This is a genomic window from Methylobacterium oxalidis (assembly GCF_007992195.1).
GTDB lineage: Bacteria > Pseudomonadota > Alphaproteobacteria > Rhizobiales > Beijerinckiaceae > Methylobacterium > Methylobacterium oxalidis.
The window spans coordinates 1-1,335 of sequence record NZ_BJZU01000284.1 but is presented as its reverse complement, the minus strand read 5'-3'; the positions used below and the strand labels follow the sequence as shown (position 1 = coordinate 1,335).

Annotated in this window: 1 protein-coding gene; it reads right to left on the bottom strand. The window is 64.3% G+C overall.

Features of this window, described 5'->3' with window-relative positions; translation table 11 throughout:
* Positions 1 to 542: 542 nt before the first annotated feature.
* Positions 543 to 1,335 (bottom strand): GlxA family transcriptional regulator (locus tag MOX02_RS30580; protein WP_147029506.1); only part of this gene is annotated, 793 nt, incomplete at its 5' end.

The following is a 1,335-nucleotide window of genomic DNA, read 5'->3' as shown; positions in this document are numbered from 1 at the left end:
GCGGAAGATCGCCATCAGGTGTTGATTCTAAGCCGACCCGGACGATTGGCAAACCTGCCTGCCACCGTTCACAAGTCTGCTTTCGATCTCAGGACCATGCGGCCTTCGTAACCATCGTAGCCGCCACTGTATGAGAAGCGGCTGAAGGCAATTTTTCTTGCCCTTTCCGGGCAAAGCGGGCCGATCGAACCCTGATTGATCGCGGTCTGTCTAATTCGGCGCTCTCCAGCTCGGCTTGTTGGCGGCTTCGCCACTGCCCCAGGGCCGGAGTGTGAGCGGGGTTTCCAGCTCATGGCAATCGAGATCCTTCGCTAATTTTCATTCGATCGTTTGTCGCCGAAAACAAAAATGTTGATTGGATCGCATGCAAAGCTAGGTCCATCACCCGCATCGGTGCCAGCGCCGGTTCTTGGCAGTTTCTGCCAATCAGACGACAGATCGGGCCATAGGGGCTCGACCGGGTGCTTGCGCGGCAGCGAAGGTGCATCCCGCCGAACGACCTGAAGCAAGAAGGCTCAAACGCTTCGCGAGGTTGCACCCGCTCAAACCTCGGACAGCGTCTCGCCCGCCGGAGATGCATGGCGGCGCCGGTACTCCGAAGGCGTCAGGCCGAGGCGGCGCAGGAAGGAGCGCCGGAGTGTATCGGCATCGCGGAAACCGCAGGCTCCGGCGACCTGCTTCGAGGCTGCCTGTCCCTCTTCAAGGAGGCGACGCGCTGCCTCGATCCGGACATTCTCGACAAAGGCTGCCGGCGTCAGGCCCGTCTCGGTCCGAAAGAGACGTGCGAAGTGGCGTGGGCTCATCCCCGTGCGCGATGCCAGCTTCGCCACGCTATGATCCTCCGCAGGGTGGGCTGCTACCCAGCGCTGGACCTCCTGCAAGGCGGACCGACTTGCCAGTGCTCCGACGCCGCGCCGGCTGAACTGAAGTTGGCCGCCACCGCGCTTGAAGAACATCACGAGCTGCGCTGCGACCTTGCGCGCGAGCTCAGACCCGAGGTCCTCCTCCACCAGCGCTAGAGCGAGGTCGAGCCCAGCCGTGACCCCGGCTGCTGTCCGGAGTGGCCCGTCGAAGACGCAAATCGCGTCGGCGTCGACCCTCGCTTCCGGGTGGCGGAGCGCCAGCGCGTCTGCGACGGCCCAATGGGTCGCAACCTTTCGGCCGTTCAAGAGACCGGCCTGGCCCAGTAGAAACGCGCCGCTGCAGACCGAGCCGTAGCGGCGCGAGCGGGATGCGGCCGAGGCGAGCCAATCACGCAGGACGGCGTCCGGTCGAAAGTCCTCCATCCGCGGCGCGCCGGCAACGAGCAGCGTGTCGAAAGCGGGCGGTGTCTCA